The organism is Allobosea sp. P4_C6 (assembly GCF_056402015.1).
This window is the reverse complement of sequence record NZ_JBFUIF010000008.1, coordinates 39,290-57,067: the sequence shown is the minus strand read 5'-3', so window position 1 is coordinate 57,067 and position 17,778 is coordinate 39,290. Positions and strand designations below refer to the sequence as shown.

Genomic DNA, 17,778 nt, shown 5'->3' with positions numbered 1-17,778 from the left:
ATTTCGGCGGCTACCATCCCGATTGTGGCTGGAACATGGCTGAGGGGCCGGGCCGGCACGAAAGCGGAGAATGCGACGATGCGAGCAGTCCTGGCAATCGGGCGCTCATGCGCCACTCACCGGCGGGAGCGGCGCGCGCCATGATTCGCCGCACGCTCGACGCGCTCTACCTCTGGGCCGGCTACGCGGCCGGGGTCTTCCTCATCCTGATCTTCGTGCTGATGATGCTGATGTCGATCGGCCGCGAGATCGGCCTCAACATCCCCGCCGGCGACGATTTCACCTCTTGGTGTATGGCGGCGATGGCCTTTCTCGGGCTCGCGCACACCTTCAAATCCGGCGACATGATCCGCGTCGGATTGCTGATCGACCATTTCAAGGGCCGCAAGCGCTGGTTCTTCGAGGTGTTCTCGCTGGTGCTCGGCCTCGGCTTCTCCGGCTTCTTCGCCTGGCATGCCGCAGTGATGACCTGGCAGTCCTGGGAGTTCAACGACATCGCCGGCGGCGTCGTGCCGATGCCGCTCTGGATTCCGCAGCTCGGCTATTCCGGCGGCCTCGTCATCCTCTTCATCGCGATGGCGGACGAGTTCGTCCATGTCGTGATCCGCGGCCAGGAGCCGCGCTACGAGAAGCCGCCCGCGCAATCCGACGAGGAAATCGTCGAGCGCGCCATGGCGAGCGGAGTGTAACGCCATGGCGATGATCGAGATATCCGGGCTTCTGCTCCTGCTGCTCGTCGTCTTCCTGGCCGGCGGCGTCTGGATCGCCATCTCGCTGATGGCCTGCGGCTGGGTGGCGATGCAGTTCGTCGGCGGCGGCATCCCGGCCGGCTCCGTGCTGGCCACGACGATCTGGGGCAACAGCGCCTCCTGGACGCTGGCCGCGCTGCCGCTCTTCATCTGGATGGGCGAGATCCTCTACCGCACGAAGCTCTCCGAGGAGATGTTTCGCGGCCTCGCGCCCTGGCTCAACTGGCTGCCGGGCCGGCTGATGCACGTCAACGTGCTCGCCTGCGGCATCTTCGGCTCGGTTTCCGGCTCCTCGGCCGCGACCTRCGCCACCGTCGCCAAGATCGCCCTGCCGGAGCTGAAGAAGCGCGGCTACAACGAGAAGGTCGCGCTGGGCTCGCTGGCCGGCGCCGGCACGCTCGGCATCCTGATCCCGCCCTCGATCACCATGGTGGTCTATGCGGTGGCGGCCAACGTCTCGATCATCCAGATCTTCCTCGCCGGCTTCCTGCCGGGCCTGCTCGTGATGGTGCTCTATTCCGGCTACATCGCCATCTGGCACATGCTGAACCCCAGCCAGTCGCCGCCGCCAGAGCCGAAGATGAGCCTGCGCGAGAAGCTGCGGGAATCGGCGCAGCTCGTCCCCTGCATGCTGCTCATCCTCCTCGTCTTCCTGTCGCTGCTGCTCGGCTGGGCGACCGCGACGGAATGCGCCGCCTGGGGCGTGCTCGGCTCCTTCGGCATCGCCTGGTGGTCGGGCACGCTGACCAGGGAGGCGTTCTGGCAGAGCGTGATGGGCACGACCCGGATCACCTGCATGATCATGTTGATCCTGGCCGGCGCCTCCTTCATGTCGACCTCGATGGCCTATACCGGCATTCCGGCGGCGCTGGCCGCCTGGGTCGACAGCCTGCACCTGTCGCCCTACGCGCTGATCGCGGCGCTGACGGTGATGTACATCGTGCTCGGCACGGCGCTCGACGGCATCTCGATGATCGTGCTGACCACCGCGATCGTCATCCCGATGATCAAGACCGCCGGCTTCGATCTGGTCTGGTTCGGCATCTTTCTCGTGCTGATCGTCGAGATGGCCGAGGTCTCGCCGCCGGTCGGCTTCAACCTCTTCGTCCTGCAGACCATGTCCGGCAAGGATTCGAATACGGTCGCGCTGGCGGCGCTGCCGTTCTTCTTCCTGCTGGTCGCCGCCGTCGCGATCATCACCATCTTCCCGCAGATCGTGATGGTCTTGCCCCAGATGGCCTTTCCGCCTCAATGATACCGCATCAAAACCAAGGGAACGGAGACAAGACCATGCATCGCAAGGACTTCATCAAGGGCCTTCTCGTCGCCGGCGTCGCCGCCGGGGCGCTCGCCTTCGGCTCGTTCGGTGCGGCGGCGCAGACCAAGTGGAACCTGCCCAACGCCTATCCGGCGGATAACCCGCACACGGAAAACCTCGTCCTCTTCGCCAAGGATGTCGAGGCGGCCACCGGCGGCAAGCTGTCGATCACGGTCCACGCCAATGCCGCGCTGTTCAAGGCGCCGGAGATCAAGCGCGCCGTCCAGACCGGCCAGGCCCAGATGGGCGAGATCCTGATGTCGATCCATGAGAACGAGGATCCGGTCTACGGCATCGACGTCGTGCCCTTCCTGGCCACGAGCTTCGCCGACTCGCGCAAGCTCTACACAGCCTCCAAGGCTGCGATCGAGAAGAAGCTCGATTCACAGGGTATCAAGCTGCTCTTCATGGTCCCCTGGGCACCGCAGGGCGTCTACGCCAAGAAGGACATCAACACGATCGAGGACATGAAGGGGCTGAAGTGGCGCTCCTACAATGTCGGCACCGCCCGCCTCGGCGAATTGCTCGGCATGCAGTCCGTGACGATCCAGGCGGCCGAGCTGCCGCAGGCGCTGGCGACCGGCGTCGTCAACTCGTTCATGTCGTCCGGCGGCACCGGCTACGATTCCAAGGTCTGGGAGTCGCTGACGCATTTCTACGACACGCAGGCCTGGATCCCGAAGGATGCGACCTTCGTCAACAAGGCGGCGTTCAACGCCCTCGACCAGGCGACGCAGGACGCGATCCTGAAGTCTGCCGCCGCTGCCGAGGAGCGCGGCTGGAAGATGTGGCAGGAGAAGGCCGGCTGGTATCTCGACCAGCTCAAGGCCAAGGGCATGAAGGTGCAGGCGCCCTCGCCCGAACTGGCCGCGGGCTTCAAGAAGGCCGGCGACACCCTGACCGCCGACTGGCTGAAGAAGGCCGGCGCCGATGGCCAGGCGATCGTCGACGCCTATAAGAAGATGTGAGGCGGGCCAACTCGCCACAGGTCAAATCGAGATAGCGGTCATCACGGGCGACCGGAGGGAGACCCGGGATCCATGCCGGAACGGTTCAGGCATGGGTCCCGGATCGGCGCCGCTATCGCGGCTTGTCCGGGATGACCGCGCGTTTTTATTCAGGATAATGGAGCGCGATGACCTCTCCCGCCCCCGACCACCTCGGTCCGATCGTCTCCTCCGGCCACCTTGCCGCGGGCGCCTTGCCGGCGCTGTCGGAGTTCGAGTTCGCGCTGAGCATGACGGTGCACGCTTTCCAGCGCTGGATGATCCGCTGCATGGCGGCCGCCGGGGTGCCGGACCTGTCGCCGCTCGACGTCCTTGTCCTGCACAACGTCAATCATCGCAGCAAGCCGAAGCGGCTCGCCGATATCTGCCTTGTCCTCAACATCGAGGACACGCATCTGGTGAACTATTCGCTGAAGAAGCTGGAGCGGCTGAAGCTGCTCAAGGGCGGGCGCAAGGGCAAGGAGAAGACCGTGGAGGTCACTCCGGCCGGCGAGGAGGCCTGCCGGCGCTATGCCCAGATCCGCGAGCAGCTTCTGGTCAAATCCGTCCGGGCCAGCGGCGCAGATTCCGAGCGGCTGTCGGAGATCGCCGCCGCGATGCGCTCCCTTTCCGGCCAGTACGACCAGGCGGCACGGGCGGCGGCGAGCCTGTAGGTCTCAGGCCGAACCGCCCTGTTCCGGCAGATCGGCATAGCGCGCCGCATAGTCCGCCTCCAACTTCTGGTGGCGCGACCAGAATCCGCGCCTCGGGCTGCCCGTGAGCAGGTCCTCCAGCAGGCCGAGATGCATGTGCCAGCCGCCGGAAACGCTGGTCATCTCCGCCTTGCTGCCGAGCTTGCGATGGGTCAGCACCAGCAGGACCTTGTCGCCCTGCGGCGAGAGAGCGAATTCCACCTCGGATTCCGGCTCGTCCCCGCCGCCCCAGGTGAAGGCGATGAGACGCGGCGGTTCGTAGCGGGTGATCGTCCCGGTCGAGGGCCAGCCGTTCTCGTGCATCTCGCGATAGGCCTCGGGCGGCGCCTCGTCCGTGATCTGCGAATGCTTGAACAGCATCTGGGTGCGCCCGCCGACACGCAGATCGAAGGGCCCGGAAGCGAGCCAGCGCCCGCGCTTCTCCGACTCGGTGATATAGGCCCAGACACGTTCGACCGGCCCGGGCAGCAGGCGCTCGAAACGCACCGCCCCGCTTTCCAGCACAACGCCATATTCGCTCATCGCGTTTCTCCCTCGCCCGTCCCGGGCTTCGCGAGTTCCTGTTCCAGCAGATCGAGGTGATGCCCCCAGAAGCGCCGGACCCGACGCAGCCAGGCATCGAAGGCATCGAGCCCAGCCGGATCGAGCCGGTAGATCCGCTGCTGGCCCCTGACTTCGACCGTCACCAGCCCCGTCTCCCGCAACACCTTGAGATGCTGCGAGATCGCCGGCGCGCTCGCACTGAAGCGCGCGCCGATCTCCCCGGCGGAAAGCGCGCCTTCGCCCAGCATCTCGACGATGCTGCGGCGCGTGGGGTCGGCAAGGGCGGCGAAGGGATCCATGCGCTATAATTTTCAAACTCACTTAATTAAGTAAATACTTAAATCAAAAACGCGGCCCTGCCATGCTGCCAGGCGGGCTTGCTTCGCAACCATGAGTTGGCCAGTGGTGGCGCGCCATGAAAACCGACAGCTCGCCATGACCGCCCGCAACGCCTCGCTCGCCGGCATCGCCATGATGCTCATCGGCATGCTGCTGTTTTCGCTCAACGACGTCATGGGCAAATGGCTGGTCGCCACCTACACGGTCGGGCAGGTGCTCGTATTGCGTAGCATTGCGGCGCTCCTCGTCATCATGCCCTTCGTGTTCAAGCAGGGTGTGCAGCGGACACTGCGCCCGGAGCGCCCCCGATTGCAGGCGCTGCGCGTTCTCTTCGGCTCGGCCGAGGTCGCGCTGTTCTATCTCGCCGTGACCTACCTGCCGCTTGCCGACGCCATGACGATCTGGCTCGCCGCCCCGGTCTGGGTCGTCATCCTAGCGGCGCTCCTGCTTGGCGAACGCGTCGACGGGCGGCGCTGGCTTGCCGTTGCCCTCGGCTTTACCGGTGTTGCCGTTGCCCTCGCCCCAAGCGGCGCGAGCCTGTCGATGCCAGCGTTGATCGCCGTGCTCGGCAGCTTCTTCTTCGCCTCGATGATGATCGCCGGCCGACAGCTGCGCGGCACGCCGGACGTGACGCTGGTGGCGTGGCAGACTCTCGGCGCGCTACTCATGGGGTTGGCGCTGCTGCCCTTCGGCTGGGTGACGCCGAGCCTGAAGGACGCCGCCCTGCTCGGCCTGCTCGGCATCATCGCGATGACCGCGCATATCTGTGTCACGCGCTCGCTCAAGCTCGCCGAAGCCTCGGTCGTCGTGCCCTATCAATACACGCTGATCGTCTGGGCGCTGGTCTTCGGCTGGTTCATCTTCGGCGACTGGCCGACACCTGCGATGCTGTGCGGGGCCGCCCTGATCGTCGCGGCAGGTCTCGCACTGCTTGTCCTGGAAAGGCGCACGTCCGGCGCCGCCTACAAGGCCCGACAGGAAGCTGCTACCATCGAGCAGGGTTGACGCGAAACGGAGCAGGGCCACGGAACGGAAGCCATCCGACCTCTGGCTCATGACGCTGGGCGTGGTGGCCACTGCCGTCGGCCTCTATATTGCGGCCACGGCCTGGGCGCGGTTTCCGTTGCCGCGCGAGCAGCTCTCGGTCGCGGGCCATGTCGGTCCGATCTCGATCGATACGCCGCTCGTCCAGGAAGGCACAGGCCGCAACCAGGGCAGCTACCGCACCCAGCGCATCGCGCTCGTCGCCACCGGCCACCCGCTCAAGACCTATTCGCCGGCGCGCACCCTGTGGTCGAGAATACCGATCGCATCCGCTGGGGCCAGCCATTGCACTTCCTCGTCGATCCCGACAGGGGCTTGATCTACGAGGCCACGACCGAAGGCAGGACGATGCTGTCCTATGACGACACCGTCGGCAATCTGTCGGCCTCGGCCCGCAATCGCTTGCTGGTCGGCCTCGCCTTGTTCGCCTTTGCTATCTGGCAGTTCGGGACGGTGTTCCAGCGGCATAGGTCCGGCCGGTCGCCGAACCCTGCAGCCGAGCGCTGAGCGATACCGCGCTCGAGATCGTCACTCTTTTCGAGCCGGGGTGATCTGCGCCGGGCTCACGCCTGCGGGCTGGCATCCTCCGCCCGGCCGGGCGACAAAGCTGCCCTGCGGAAAAGGCCGGCGGGAGGCACGACATGGCGCTGATCACCTATCTCACGACGATCAAGTTCGGCTTCGGCGAGGTCGCTGGCATCGAGGCCGATCTCTCCGGGCTCGGCATCGCCAGGCCGATGATTGTTGCGGACAAGGGTATCCTTGCGGCCGGGCTTGTCGAGGCCGTGCAGAGACATGCCACCGCCTTGCGATCCGCCCCGGTCTTCGTCGATACGCCCACGAATCCCACCGAGGAGGCTGTCGAGGCGGCGCTCGTGCTCTACCGCCAGCATGGCTGCGATGGTGTCGTCGCGATCGGCGGCGGCTCTCCGATCGATCTCGCCAAGGGCGTGGCGCTGCTCGCCACCCATGACGGCCCGCTCGAAACCTACGCCGCGATCCTCGGCGGCATCCCGAGGGTCACCGCCAAGGTCGCCCCCGTCATCGCGATCCCGACGACCTCAGGCACCGGCAGCGAGGTCGGCCGCGCCGCGCTGATCACCCTGAAGGACGGGCGCAAGCTCGGCTTCATCGCACCGTACCTGATCCCGCGCCTGGCCATCTGCGACCCCGAGCTGACGATGGGGCTGCCCGCTTGGCTCACCGCGGCCACCGGCATGGACGCCGTCACCCATTGCATCGAGACCTATCTCAGCCCGCGCGAGAACCCGCCGGCCGAAGCCATCGCCCTCGACGGGCTGAAGCGCGCCGTCGACCATATCGAGCGCGCCGTTAAGGACGGCTCGGACCGCGAGGCCCGCAAGGAGATGATGATGGCCGCTCTACAGGGCGGCATGACCTTCCAGAAAGGGCTCGGCGCTGTCCATGCCCTCTCCCATCCGCTCGGCGGGCTGAAGGAGGTCTCGCTGCATCACGGCACGCTGAACGCCGTGCTGCTGCCCGCCGTGCTGCGCTTCAACGCGCCGGCGGCCGAGGCGAAATATGCCGAAATCCGGCGCGTCCTCGGCCTTGCCCCCGATGCCGACCTCGCAGAATGGATTGCCAGTCTGGTCGCCCGGCTCGGCATGCCCGGCAGCCTCTCGGCCATGGGTTTGCCACGCCGTGTCGTGCCGGCCATCGCCGAGGCGGCGACGCTCGACCATTCGAGCGCGACCAACCCGCGCGCGGCCACGGCGGCCGATTATGCCGCCATGCTCGAAGCGTCGTTCTGACGGCACGCGCCTCTCAGTAGAGGCGCGTGCGATAACCTTCCTCGAGATTGCGATCGGCCTCGTCGCCATCGACCGCCTTGGTCTGGTCGGCGATGATCCGGCCGAGCGTCGGGAAGCTGTTGCGAGGCACCTGCGAGGCCTGATCCCACAGCTTCGAGCGGATCAACGCCTTGCCGCAATGGAAGAAGGTTTCCTCGACCTCGACGATGAGCCCGGTGACGGGCGGGCGTTCCAGCATCGCGGACGGCGCCAGCAAATCGGAATCGCGCGTCGCCCGGCCCTTGCCGTTGACGCGCAGAGTCTCGGGAATGCCCGGCACCATGAACACCAGCCCGACGCCCGGCGCCGACACGATGTTGCCGAGCGAGTCGACGCGGTTGTTGCCGCGCCGGTCCGGAATCAGCAGGGTCCACTCGTCGAGCACGCGCACGAAGCCGGGGCCGTCGCCACGCGGGCTCGCATCCGCATTCCCATCCGCATCGCAGCTCGCCAGCACGAGGAACGGCGAAAGCGCGATGAAGTCTCGGCAGAACTGATCGAGCTTTTTCAGGACCTTGCCGGTCGCCAGCGGATGGACCGGGCCGATATGGCCGCGCAGCAAGCCTGCATCATCGATGCGCGCCGCCGGATCGTCGAAGCAGTTCGTCATGGCGTCTCCCCATATCTGCAGACAATCTGTCGGAAGCCGGATGAACGCGCCAGCATGGCTTCCGACGAGATGCTCTGACCGGCTCGCATGACAACGCGACTGTGGCCGCAAAGCCCGCCGAGTGCTCCGCAACAGCGACGAGAAGCATCTTTTCTTGACCCCTGACCGCGGCATCGCCATCGTGCCATCTATATTCGCCCTCCTGTACGAGGCCTGATTCCATGCGCCGCGCTCTGCTGCGAACCGCCCTTGTCTCCCTCGCTTGCCTGACCGCCTTCGCGGCCGGCGCGAGCAGCCGCCGCTACGTCCATCCCGCCGACCGGGCCGAAGCGCGCATCATCCCGATGTACGGCAACCTGCCGGCCTGCGAGGACCCGGCCGTCCTCGGCGAGCTGACGAGCTGGTTCAATTCCCGCGAAGCCAAGTTCTGGGGACCGCTCCAGGCCGTCTCCTATGATCGCATCGGGGAAATCGGCTTCCGCTCCTGGGGCGACGACTTCATCCCGCGGCGCTTCTGCAGCGGCCGCATCCTGCTCAATGATGGCACCTTCCATCGCGTCGATTATTCCGTGCGCGAGAATCTCGGCCTCTTCGGGCTGACCTGGAACGTCAACTGGTGCGTCAGCGGCCTGGACCGCAACCGGGCCTATGCGCCCGACTGCAAGATGGCGCGGCCGTAAGATCTGCCCATCGCGCGATGATGAAGCGCCTTGCGCTTGCAGCTCTGTCGCTGTTCTGCCTCGGCGGAGCGGCTTGCGCGCAAGGCTTCGGCCAGCGCGGCGGCACGCCGGGCGATTTCGACTTCTATGTTCTGGCGCTGTCCTGGTCGCCCGGGTTCTGCGAACTCGACGGCGACCGCTCGCGCAACCGCGAGCAATGCGGCGAAGGCAGCAATCTGCGCTTCGTCGTGCATGGGCTCTGGCCGCAGAACGAGCGCGGCTATCCCAGTGAATGCGGGCCCGCCGGCCGCTCGCCCTCGCGAATCGCGCTGGAACAGGCGGAGGGCCTGTTCCCTACGGAAAGCCTTGCCCGCTACGAGTGGCGCAAGCACGGCACCTGCAGCGGCTCCAGCCCGAGCGATTACTTTCGCGATGTCCGACGCGCCCGCGACAAGGTGACGATCCCCCCGGTGCTCGCCAGGGCCGAACGCGATCAGAGCTGGACCGCGATCGATCTCGAGCGGGCCTTCGTCGCGGCCAATCCCGGCCTGCGCACCGACATGATGTCCGTCGCCTGCAAGCGCGGCGTCCTGCAGGAGGTCCGGATCTGCTTCAGCAAGGACCTGCGCGATTTCCGCAGCTGCCAGGAGGTCGATCGCTCCGGCTGCCGCGCCCGCGAGTTCACCGTCGTCGCGCCGCGCTGAAAGCTGCGGCCTTCAGGGGCTTTRCCGCTTTCGGGCGCGAGCGCCTTGCTCTACGAACGCTCCATGAATTACCGCCACGGCTTCCATGCCGGAAACTTCGCCGATGTGCTGAAGCATGTCGTGCTGACCCGCATCCTGCTGCATCTTGCCGCCAAACCGACGCCTTATCGCATCATCGACACCCATGCCGGCAGTGGGCGCTATGATCTGAGTTCCGAGGAGGCGCTTAGGACGCATGAATGGAAGGATGGAGTGGCGCGAATCGAGCAATCGCCGCTCGCGCCCGCTGCAGAGGAATTGCTCGCCCCCTACCGTGCCGCGCTGGCCGGCATTCGCGCGCTCCACGGCCCCGGCGCCTATCCCGGCTCGCCCTGGTTCTGTCGCCACGTCATGCGGCCCGACGACCGGCTGATCGCGGCCGAGCTCCACCCGCCGACCTATCAGAAGCTCGTCGAGGCGGTCGGAATGGACAAGCGCTGCAAGGCCCTGGCCATCGACGGCTGGACGGCGCTCAGGGCCAATGTCCCGCCGAAGGAACGCCGCGGCCTCGTCCTGATCGACCCGCCCTTCGAGCAGAAGGACGAGTTCGCGACGCTCGCCGCCCAATTCATCGCCGCCCATCGCAAATGGCCGACCGGCATCTATGCGCTCTGGTATCCGATCAAGGACCGCGGGGGCGTCGAAACCCTCATGAACGATGTCCGCGATGCCGGCATCGCCCGGTTGCTGCGGCTGGAGATCGAGGTCGATCGCCCGGAGGCGGCCGGCGGTCTCGGCGCAACCGGTCTGCTGATCGCCAATCCGCCATGGCGGCTTGCCGAAGAGGCGAAGATCCTTCTCCCGGCCCTGACCGAACGTCTCGCGCAAGGGCCGCGGCCGCGCTATCTCTGCGAACCGATCCGCTCCGACGGCTGATCGTCTTCCGTCTCGTCCCAGCAAGGGTTTTGTCGATGCTCGTCCTGCGCTCCTCCCCCGCTTCGCCCTTCGGCCGCAAGGTCAAGATGGCGGCTATCGAACTCGAGCTCACGGACCGCATCGAGATCGTCGCGGCCGATACGAACGATCCTTCCGAGCCGCTGCGCCAGCAGAATCCGCTCGGCAAGATCCCGACGCTGATCCTGGAAGACGGCACGACGCTGTTCGATTCCCGCGTCATCGTCGACTATCTCGACCATATCGCCGGCGGAAAGATCATCCCGGCCGGCGACGCGCGCTTTGAGCAGCTACGCCTGCAGGCCTTGGCCGACGGCATCTGCGATGCCGCCCTGCTTCAGGTCTACGAAGGGCGCTACCGCGCAGAGGAAGGCCGCAATGCCAACTGGCTGGCGCATCAGGACGGCAAGGTTGGCCGCGGACTCGCCGCACTGGAAGCCGCGCCGCCTGCTTTCCCGAATCGCCCTCGAATCGGCGAAATCGCGCTGGCCTGCGCGCTCGGCTATCTCGATCTGCGATTCGAGGGGAAATGGCGCGCTGCTCATCCGAAGCTGGTCGCCTGGCTCGATGATTTCGCCGCCCGCGTCCCCGCCTTCGAGACGACGCGCTTCAAAGGCTGAACAGCGCGAGCGCAGCACGGCGTCGGGCATACCGACGTCGTCACGAATCTGGTCCGCCGGCAGTCAAAAGCTGCCGGCTTTTTCTATCGCCGAGGCTCAGCGGCCCCCGTCATCAAGACAACAAAAAACCCGGTGGCCGAGGCCACCGGGTTCGTTCCGTCTCCGGGAGGAGAGATCAGAACTTGTAGCTGAGGCGAGCGCGGACGACCGAGAAGTCGGCGCCGACCTTGCTGGTGCCAATGTTGTTGATGATGTTCTTCTCGCCGAGGTCGACGTAGAGGTACTCGACGCCGGCAACCAGGTTGTTGGTGAAGGCGTACTCGAGGCCCGCGCCGATGGCATAGCCGCCGGTGTGGGTGCGGTCGGACGAGAAGCCGATGCTCGGGATCGAGGTCTTCACGTTGCCGTAGGCCCAACCACCGGTGACGTAGGGCATCCAACGATCGATGGCCCAGCCGAGACGGGCGCGGACGGTACCGAAGTACTCGGTCTTGACGCTCGTGCCGAAAATGTTGCCGCCGGAGCTCAGGTCAGCGCCCTGGAAGTCGGCTTCGGCGCCGAGCACGAACTGGCCGATCTGGTAGTTGTAGCCGACCTGGCCGCCACCGATGAAGCCGTCGAGATCGCCGACCTGACCGAGGTTGTTAGTGCTCGTGTTGCCCCAGCCGTAGCCGGCGTTGGCACCGACGTAGAAGCCGGTCCAGGTGAAGACGGGGACGTAGATCGGGGCAGCGATCGGGCCCTTGCGCGACGGCAGGTCAGCGGCAGAGGCGGCGCCAGCGGCGAGGATGCCGAGCGCTGCAACGCTCGCAAGCAGGTACTTCTTCATGATAAACTCCTTAGTCGTCGCAGCGCCGAACGGGCCGGCAGGTGATTTCGATGGACGCTGTATAAGACGGGGCAGCGGTTTTGTCTGTTGCACTGGAAGCACATCTGCATTGCAGACCGCGGCAGAAATGCGGCACGAATGCGATGACTGCATGCAAATAGGTAAAGCCAGGTTAACCACGCTCCTCCCGACATCAATGGTAAATCGAATACTAATAAAGCGCTAAACCCGGCTCGTTGACCGCGGCTGATCGGGGCTAAAAACGCGGGAGATCACGCAAGGTTCCGGCAATTTTTAGCGCGTGCAGGCCCGCTCTCCGTTCCAACCTTGCCGCACCGCACTGGGCATGCTTAAGCCTTGAAATCACAAGGATTGATCGAAACCGTGCCGCCCCTCTCGATTTTCATCATCGCGCAGAACGAAGCGGACCGGATCGGGCGCACCATCGAGGCTGCCCGCGCGCTCAGCGACGATATCGTGGTGGTCGATTCCGGTTCGACCGATGGAACGCAAGCCCTCGCAGAATCGCTCGGCGCCCGGGTGATCTTCAATTCATGGCCGGGCTACGGCCGGCAGAAGCGCTTCGCCGAAGAACAATGTCGCCATGATTGGCTCCTGAACCTCGATGCCGACGAGGTGCTGCCTCCCGATCTCGTCGCCGAGATCGCCGCGCTCTTCACCCGCGGGCCAGCAGCCGATGCCTACAAGATCAGAATCGCGGAGATATTCCCCGGCGAGAAAGCGCCACACCGCTTCGCCTATGCGCTCGCCCCCGTGCGGCTCTATCGGAAGAGCTGGGGCCGATACTCGCTCTCCCCGGTGCATGACCGTGTCGACCTGCAGCCCGGCACGAAGGTCGGGCGCCTGAAGGGAACGGTCCACCACTTCTCGGTCCGCTCCCTCGGCGAGCAGATGGAGAAGCTCAATGCCTATAGCGATGCGCAGGCCGACGATCTCGATGCCCGCGGCGAGACGCTCTCGGCATTTCGGCTGGTCGCCGAATTCCCAGCGAACTTCTTCAAAGCCTATATCGGGCGCCGCCACGCGCTACGCGGCGTCTACGGCTTCATGACCGCGATGAACTACGCCTTCTATCGCTATCTGCGCGTCGCCAAGCACTGGGAACGCCGGCTTCAGCGGCGCTCCGCCATTGAAGCCCCGGTAACGCCTGCCGACCCGGCCCGCTCCTCCAATGACTGAGGTCGCTATGGTCACCGGCGGCGCCCGGCGAATCGGCCGCGCGATCGCCACGGGACTGGCGAAAGCCGGCTATGCCGTCGCGATCCATCACGGCGACAGCCGCGGCGAGGCCGAAGCTCTCGCTGCAGAACTTCGGCTCACCGGAGCCTCCTGCTGCACGCTTTCGGCGGACCTCGCCGATTCGCAGGCCGCGGCAGCCCTGATTCCGGCAGCCGCGAGGGAGCTGGGGCCGGTGACGCTGCTCGTCAACAGCGCCGCCAGCTTCATCGATGACGACGTCCGCTCGCTCGATGTGGCGGCATGGGACCGCCAGTTCGCGATCAACCTTCGTGCGCCCTCGCTGCTGATCGGCGCCCTGGCCGAGCATCTGCCGGAGGGCATGAACGGCGCGGTCGTCAATATCGTCGACCAGCGCGTCTGGAAGCTGACGCCGCAATATTATTCCTACACCTTGACCAAGGCCGCGCTGCTCACCGCAACCCGGACGCTGGCGCAGGCGCTCGCTCCACGGATTCGCGTCAACGCGGTCGGCCCCGGCCCGACCTTTCCCAATGCCTATGACGGTCCCGCGCTGATGGAGCAGGAGGCAGCCGCCACCCTGCTCGGCCATCGGGTCTCCCCCGACGAGATCGCCGACGCGGTGCTTTATCTGGCGCAGGCGCGCTCGGTCACCGGCCAGATGATCGCCGTCGACGCCGGCCAACACCTGGGCTGGCGCACGCCTGACATCGTCGGCTGAGTCTCAGACCGCACCGTCCGGGCGATAGGCTTCGCGCCCGCTCGCCAGCGCTGAATCGAGCAATTCGAGGCGGTCCTGCCCCCAGAACACCTCGCCATCGAGCACATAGCTGGGCGCACCGAAGACGCCGGCCTCGATGGCTTGCCCCAATGTCGCCTCGTAGCGTTGCCTGATCGGCGGGCTGTCGGCCGCGGCGAGTAGCGCCAGCCCGTCAAGCCCGGCTCGCGCGGCGCAGGCGAGAAGCGCCTCGGGCTGCGTCATATCCTCGTCCCGGGCCCAGAGGCCGGCCATCACGTCGCTGATGAACGCGAAGGGATCGCCGCCGGCAGCCAGGATCGCGATCGTCATGCGGTCGGCCTGGGACGGATCGAAGGGAAAATGCCGGGGCTGCAGGACGAGCGGCACGCCGCGTCGCTCGCGCCAGCGCTGCAGATCGAGCAGCCTGTAGCGTTGCCGAACCGGATGCCGCTTCGGCAAGGGCAGCCCGCCCGTCTCGTCAAAAACGGAGCGAAGCGGCATCGGCCGGTAGTCGATGGTGCAGCCATGCCGGCGAGCGATATCGTGGAAGACAGCATTGCCGAGATAGGTCCAGGGCGAATGCAGCGAGAAATAATAAGCGATCGAACGGGACAAGGCGGCCTCTCAAGCGTCTTCGGCCACGCAGCATCGCCGCTGCGGGAACCGCCGCGCAAGGTCCAGGCCGTGCGTAGCGCGCAGCCCGGCCCCGCAAAGAGCCGGGCTGCCGTATCGCGTTGCTTGCTCAGGCGGTCTTGTTCTTGAGCGCGCCGATGATCGCGGTCAGGATCGCGCCGCCCGCACCACCGGCGATCAGGTTGGTCAGGACACTGCCGACGCTGAGATTGCCGCCCTGCGCCGCCGCGCTGATCGCCGGCAGCAGGAGCGGTATCAGCTGGCCGAGCACGCCGCCGCCGACGAGTCCGGAAATCGTATTGCCCAATGTCCCGAGATCGAAGCTTGGACTGGCCTTGCCGGCCGCATTGCCGCCGATCGCACCGGCGATCAGGTTCATCAGGATCTGTTCCATCTCGGCCCCCGCATCTGGAATGCATCGCCCGAAGAACGTCTCTAAGCCGCGGAAGCGATGCATTCCGACCAGCCGGGAGCGACGATGACTCCACTGTCGGGCCGCGACAAGCGCAGCAGCCGAACCGTCAACCGCTTTCCGGTCAATCGAGGGCGATCGCCGAGATCAGCCGCCCGTAATCCGGCTCGCCGCGATGCGTGGTGCGCCGATAGCTGAAGAATCGCTGCTCATCGCCATAGGTGCACAGCGCCATGTCGACGAATCGACCGATCCCGGCCTCCTGCGCCTTGAGCGCGATGAAGGCCGGAAGATCGAACATCGCATGGGCCGCCCGCTCGGACGCCGTGAAGAAGCGGGAATAGGTCCGGTTCTCCGCCTTGAAGCGCTCGATGAACTCGGGCCCGACCTCGTAGGCCTTGGCGCTGATCGTGGGCCCGAGCACGGCAACGATGCGCTCCCGCCGCGCGCCGAGCTTCTCCATCGCGGTGACCGTCGCACCGACGATGCCGGTAAACGCGCCCTTCCAGCCGGAATGCGCCGCGCCGATGACCCGCGCCTCGCTGTCGGCGAACAGGATCGGTCCGCAATCGGCCGTGGACACGCCGAGCGCGACATGCGGCGCAGTCGTCACCATCGCATCCGCCTTCGGGCGCTCACCCGGCCAGGGGCCGGTGACGACAGCCACATCGGCGGAATGCACCTGATAGAGGCTGACCAGATTCGCCGGCTCGACTTCGAGATGCCGCGCCATCCGCGCGCGGTTCTCGGTGATCGCCGCAGGATCGTCGTTCGAGCCCAGCCCGCCATTCAGCGAAGTGTAGATGCCGGTCGAGGCGCCGCCCTCACGCGTGAAGAAGGCGTGGCGGATGCCGGCTTCGCCGGCGAGTTCACGGGCGGTGATGAACATGGCGTGGTCCGGTTGGCGCGAATCCGCAGATGGTTCCGCTGAAATCAGCCCTGCTCTGGCAGCCGATGAAGGTCAAATCCGGGCAAGGGCGGCAGGCCGGGGTGGGATAGCGCGAAAACCTTGAACAAATCGCCCATCCCGGTCTCCCCTTCTTCGGTCAGCCGATCGAAAGCGGCAGAGATTGCAGCCTGCTGGTCAGGAGCTGCCTTGAGCGAAAGCGCCTGCGCCCGCTGCGCGAGACCCAACGCCAGCAGGAAATCGCGCTGGCTAGCCGGGCCATGCAGCGCCGCGCCAGCCTTGAGCGCTGCCTGCCCCATACGCTCGAAATCGACATGCACGGTGAGATCCGCCTCCCCCGGCTCGGCCAGCGGATCGACGAAGCCATGCCGCTTCATCGCCTGCAGCGTGTCGCCGAAGCCGGATCGCGCCGAGCCGTAATCGATGAACAGCGCCGCCCCGCCTTCCGCCGCGACATGGCTCGCGATCTGCCTGACGATGTCGAGCGCCAGGCTAGGCTGCTCGAAGGTGGCCCCGGCCGGCCCCGCGATATGCAACGTCTCCTCGCGCGCGGCAGCCAAACCGAAGGCAAGGCCGCCATCCGCATCGAGCCCCACCAGCCGCGCGCGCCAGCCTTCCGGCGTCATCACGAACTGGTCGAGCGGCAGGGCATCGAGGAATTCATTGGCGACGACGATCACGGGGCCGGACAGGGCGTCGCCGACATTGTCGTGCCAGACCGGATCGATGCCTTTCAACGCGGCCGCCTGCCGCTCGCGCAGAACCGGGCTCGTCTCAACGAGATGCACCGAGACCGCCTCGCGAAAGCCCGGAACGATGCGGGTCGCCCGCAGCATGTCGGCCATCAGCGTGCCCCGCCCCGGCCCGAGCTCGATCAGGCGCAGTCGCGAGGGTGTCCCCATCGCCTGCCAGAGATGGGCTGCCCAAAGCCCGATCAGCTCGCCGAACATCTGGCTGATCTCGGGCGCCGTGGTGAAGTCGCCTTCCTGCCCGAAGGGATCGCGCGTCATGTAGTAGCCATGGCGTGGATGCCCGAGCGCCAGCGCCATGTAGCGGCCGATTCCGATCGGCCCCTCCTGCCGGATCAGCTCGACGATCTCGGCCTTGAGGGCATTCACGCACGCACCTCGCCCTGCGGCCCGCGCCGGCTCCGCAGCACGAGCCAAAGACCTGCGAAGAAGACCGGCAGCGAGAGCAGCATGCCCATGGTGATGCCGCCGGAAAGCGCATCGACCGAAGCGCCGAACAGGAAGCCGAGCTGCGGGTCGGGCTCGCGGAAGAACTCGCAGACGATCCGGGCCAGCGCATAGCCCATGCCGAACACGCCGGCGACGAGGCCCGGCCGCTTGAAGCCGCCGAAGCGGACAACGAGGTTCACCAGGACGAAGAGCAGGATGCCTTCGCCGAGCGCCTCGTAGAGTTGGCTCGGATGGCGCGGCACTGGTCCGCCATGGGGAAAGACCATCGCATAGGCGAAATCCGGCGCCGGCCGGCCCCAGAGCTCGCCATTGATGAAATTGGCAATGCGCCCGAGAAAGAGTCCAATCGGCACGACCGCCGCCGCCAGATCGAACACCGACAGGGCCGGGTATCCGCGCCGCTTGGCGAAGAGCCACAGGCCCAAGGTCGCGCCGAGCAGCCCGCCATGGAAGGACATGCCGCCCTGCCAGATCGCGAAGATGTCCTGCGGGCGCTCGAGATAACGCGCCAGATCGTAGAACAGCACGAAGCCGATCCGCCCGCCCAGCACGACGCCGAAGGCGACGAACAGCAGCATGTCGTCGAGCTCTTCCGGCTTCGGCCGCGCCCGCCCCGCCCAGAGACTATCGGCTGCGACCAGCCGGCGCGCATACCACCAGCCGCCGAGCAGGCCGACGACATAGGCGAGCCCGTACCATTTGATCGCGAGCGGCCCGAGCTGGACCGCGACGGGATCGATCATCGGGAAGGGAATGGCGAAGACGGGCATGGGCAGGGTCCGGTAGCGGGCGAACGGTGATGGCCGCCCGCC

The 17,778-nt window shown here is 66.3% G+C and carries 23 protein-coding genes; 14 read left to right on the top strand and 9 right to left on the bottom strand.

Annotated elements, in window-relative coordinates; all coding sequences use genetic code 11:
* Positions 1-140 precede the first annotated feature (140 nt).
* The 4 genes from AC1DVA_RS07975 (at position 141) to AC1DVA_RS07960 (ending at position 3,727) form a co-directional block, all read left to right on the top strand.
* The gene (locus AC1DVA_RS07975) at positions 141-689 is read left to right on the top strand and encodes a TRAP transporter small permease (RefSeq protein WP_265054319.1); all 549 of its coding nucleotides are present in this window, start codon (positions 141-143) and stop codon (positions 687-689) included.
* A gap of 4 nt (positions 690-693) precedes the next feature.
* Positions 694-2,004, top strand: coding sequence for a TRAP transporter large permease (locus tag AC1DVA_RS07970; RefSeq protein ID WP_476805569.1), 1,311 nt, complete (start codon positions 694-696; stop codon positions 2,002-2,004).
* 35 nt (positions 2,005-2,039) lie between these two features.
* Positions 2,040-3,035 carry a TRAP transporter substrate-binding protein gene (locus AC1DVA_RS07965; protein WP_476805568.1) on the top strand — a complete coding sequence of 332 codons (996 nt, stop codon included), beginning with the start codon at positions 2,040-2,042 and terminating at the stop codon, positions 3,033-3,035.
* A 167-nt stretch (positions 3,036-3,202) separates the two neighbouring features.
* The gene (locus AC1DVA_RS07960) at positions 3,203-3,727 is read left to right on the top strand and encodes a winged helix DNA-binding protein (protein ID WP_265054322.1); all 525 of its coding nucleotides are present in this window, start codon (positions 3,203-3,205) and stop codon (positions 3,725-3,727) included.
* A 3-nt stretch (positions 3,728-3,730) separates the two neighbouring features.
* On the opposite strand, the gene AC1DVA_RS07955 is transcribed toward AC1DVA_RS07960, so the two are convergent.
* Both AC1DVA_RS07955 and AC1DVA_RS07950 read right to left on the bottom strand, forming a co-directional pair.
* The gene (locus AC1DVA_RS07955) at positions 3,731-4,288 is read right to left on the bottom strand and encodes an SRPBCC family protein (protein WP_265054323.1); all 558 of its coding nucleotides are present in this window, start codon (positions 4,286-4,288) and stop codon (positions 3,731-3,733) included.
* Entirely contained in the window at positions 4,285-4,608 is a 324-nt protein-coding gene (locus AC1DVA_RS07950) for an ArsR/SmtB family transcription factor (protein WP_265054324.1), read from the bottom strand. The genes AC1DVA_RS07955 and AC1DVA_RS07950 overlap by 4 nt, the downstream gene beginning before the upstream one ends.
* Positions 4,609-4,744: 136 nt before the next feature.
* Between AC1DVA_RS07950 and AC1DVA_RS07945 the strand changes: the two genes are divergently transcribed.
* The 4 genes from AC1DVA_RS07945 to AC1DVA_RS07930 all read left to right on the top strand — a co-directional run bounded on the left by AC1DVA_RS07945 (position 4,745) and on the right by AC1DVA_RS07930 (position 7,464).
* Complete coding sequence (locus AC1DVA_RS07945; RefSeq protein ID WP_476805567.1) at positions 4,745-5,653, top strand: DMT family transporter; 909 nt, start codon at positions 4,745-4,747, stop codon at positions 5,651-5,653.
* A 49-nt stretch (positions 5,654-5,702) separates the two neighbouring features.
* The gene (locus tag AC1DVA_RS07940; RefSeq protein ID WP_265054326.1) at positions 5,703-6,011 is read left to right on the top strand and encodes a hypothetical protein; all 309 of its coding nucleotides are present in this window, start codon (positions 5,703-5,705) and stop codon (positions 6,009-6,011) included.
* Entirely contained in the window at positions 6,008-6,199 is a 192-nt protein-coding gene (locus tag AC1DVA_RS07935) for a hypothetical protein (protein ID WP_265054327.1), read from the top strand. Before AC1DVA_RS07940 ends, AC1DVA_RS07935 begins: the two co-directional genes overlap by 4 nt.
* A gap of 134 nt (positions 6,200-6,333) precedes the next feature.
* On the top strand, positions 6,334-7,464 hold the full coding sequence (locus AC1DVA_RS07930) for an iron-containing alcohol dehydrogenase (protein ID WP_476805566.1): 1,131 nt from the start codon (positions 6,334-6,336) through the stop codon (positions 7,462-7,464).
* A gap of 13 nt (positions 7,465-7,477) precedes the next feature.
* Here the strand turns inward: AC1DVA_RS07930 and AC1DVA_RS07925 are convergent, their stop codons facing one another.
* Positions 7,478-8,113: a pyridoxamine 5'-phosphate oxidase family protein gene (locus tag AC1DVA_RS07925; RefSeq protein WP_476805565.1), complete on the bottom strand. Its 636-nt coding sequence runs from the start codon at positions 8,111-8,113 to the stop codon at positions 7,478-7,480.
* Between the two features lie 221 nt (positions 8,114-8,334).
* Here AC1DVA_RS07925 and AC1DVA_RS07920 point away from each other — a divergent pair, with 221 nt between their 5' ends.
* The 4 genes from AC1DVA_RS07920 (at position 8,335) to AC1DVA_RS07905 (ending at position 11,029) form a co-directional block, all read left to right on the top strand.
* Positions 8,335-8,793, top strand: coding sequence for a hypothetical protein (locus AC1DVA_RS07920; RefSeq protein WP_265054330.1), 459 nt, complete (start codon positions 8,335-8,337; stop codon positions 8,791-8,793).
* Positions 8,794-8,813: 20 nt separating this feature from the next.
* A complete protein-coding gene (locus AC1DVA_RS07915) occupies positions 8,814-9,476 on the top strand; it encodes a ribonuclease T2 family protein (protein ID WP_265054877.1) in 663 nt (220 codons plus the stop codon).
* Between the two features lie 63 nt (positions 9,477-9,539).
* Positions 9,540-10,391, top strand: coding sequence for a 23S rRNA (adenine(2030)-N(6))-methyltransferase RlmJ (locus AC1DVA_RS07910; RefSeq protein ID WP_265054331.1), 852 nt, complete (start codon positions 9,540-9,542; stop codon positions 10,389-10,391).
* 35 nt (positions 10,392-10,426) lie between these two features.
* Positions 10,427-11,029 (top strand): glutathione S-transferase, encoded by a 603-nt coding sequence (locus tag AC1DVA_RS07905; RefSeq protein WP_265054332.1) that lies wholly within the window; start codon positions 10,427-10,429, stop codon positions 11,027-11,029.
* Positions 11,030-11,204: 175 nt separating this feature from the next.
* Here AC1DVA_RS07905 and AC1DVA_RS07900 read toward each other — a convergent pair whose 3' ends face one another.
* Positions 11,205-11,858, bottom strand: a complete 654-nt coding sequence (locus tag AC1DVA_RS07900; RefSeq protein ID WP_265054333.1) for an outer membrane protein — start codon at positions 11,856-11,858, stop codon at positions 11,205-11,207.
* A gap of 384 nt (positions 11,859-12,242) precedes the next feature.
* On the opposite strand from AC1DVA_RS07900, the gene AC1DVA_RS07895 reads away from it, so the two are divergent.
* Both AC1DVA_RS07895 and AC1DVA_RS07890 read left to right on the top strand, forming a co-directional pair.
* A complete protein-coding gene (locus AC1DVA_RS07895) occupies positions 12,243-13,058 on the top strand; it encodes a glycosyltransferase family 2 protein (RefSeq protein WP_265054334.1) in 816 nt (271 codons plus the stop codon).
* A complete protein-coding gene (locus AC1DVA_RS07890; RefSeq protein ID WP_265054335.1) occupies positions 13,051-13,797 on the top strand; it encodes an SDR family oxidoreductase in 747 nt (248 codons plus the stop codon). The genes AC1DVA_RS07895 and AC1DVA_RS07890 overlap by 8 nt, the downstream gene beginning before the upstream one ends.
* Positions 13,798-13,800: 3 nt before the next feature.
* Here the strand turns inward: AC1DVA_RS07890 and AC1DVA_RS07885 are convergent, their stop codons facing one another.
* The 5 genes from AC1DVA_RS07885 to lgt all read right to left on the bottom strand — a co-directional run bounded on the left by AC1DVA_RS07885 (position 13,801) and on the right by lgt (position 17,736).
* Positions 13,801-14,430: a 2-hydroxychromene-2-carboxylate isomerase gene (locus AC1DVA_RS07885; protein ID WP_265054336.1), complete on the bottom strand. Its 630-nt coding sequence runs from the start codon at positions 14,428-14,430 to the stop codon at positions 13,801-13,803.
* 127 nt (positions 14,431-14,557) lie between these two features.
* Complete coding sequence (locus tag AC1DVA_RS07880) at positions 14,558-14,842, bottom strand: hypothetical protein (protein WP_265054337.1); 285 nt, start codon at positions 14,840-14,842, stop codon at positions 14,558-14,560.
* Between the two features lie 142 nt (positions 14,843-14,984).
* Complete coding sequence (gene pgeF / locus AC1DVA_RS07875; protein WP_265054338.1) at positions 14,985-15,749, bottom strand: peptidoglycan editing factor PgeF; 765 nt, start codon at positions 15,747-15,749, stop codon at positions 14,985-14,987.
* 44 nt (positions 15,750-15,793) lie between these two features.
* Positions 15,794-16,885, bottom strand: coding sequence for a class I SAM-dependent methyltransferase (locus tag AC1DVA_RS07870; protein WP_476805564.1), 1,092 nt, complete (start codon positions 16,883-16,885; stop codon positions 15,794-15,796).
* Entirely contained in the window at positions 16,882-17,736 is an 855-nt protein-coding gene (gene lgt, locus AC1DVA_RS07865) for a prolipoprotein diacylglyceryl transferase (protein WP_442865003.1), read from the bottom strand. The genes AC1DVA_RS07870 and lgt overlap by 4 nt, the downstream gene beginning before the upstream one ends.
* Between the last annotated feature and the right edge of the window lie 42 nt (positions 17,737-17,778).